The organism is Streptomyces callyspongiae (genome assembly GCF_047200695.1).
Classification (GTDB): domain Bacteria; phylum Actinomycetota; class Actinomycetes; order Streptomycetales; family Streptomycetaceae; genus Streptomyces.
Map to the genome: position 1 here is coordinate 1 of NZ_JBJZOM010000063.1, position 382 is coordinate 382.

1 protein-coding gene is annotated in these 382 nt (G+C 69.1%); it reads right to left on the reverse strand.

Annotated features, from left to right (window positions below; all coding sequences use genetic code 11):
* The coding region (locus ACL06G_RS21530; RefSeq protein WP_412788174.1) for a condensation domain-containing protein at positions 1–382 on the reverse strand (382 nt) is incomplete at both ends.

A 382-nucleotide genomic window follows, 5' to 3' on the forward strand; every position in this document is an offset into this window, starting at 1 on the left:
GCACGACGTCGTTCAGGATCAGGCTGAGGCTCCAGCCGTCCAGGACGGCGTGGTGGGCGCTCCACACGATCTGGTGCCGGTCGTCGGCGGTGCGGACCAGGAGCAGCCGCCACTGCGGCATGTCCTGCGGGTCGAAGCCCTTGCTGCGGTCCTGCTGGAGGTATTCCTGGAGCCGTTCCTGCTGGGCCTCGGGGGTCCTGGAGCGCCAGTCCTCGACCTCGAGGGGGACCCGGGCGTCGTCCCAGACCAGCTGGTAGCCGTCGTTGCTCTCGGTCCCCCAGAAACTGGTGCGCAGGATGGGGTGCCGTCGCATGACCTGCGACCAGGCGTCCCGGAACGCGTCGACGTCCAGGTCCTCGTCGACGTCGACCTGCCAGACCAT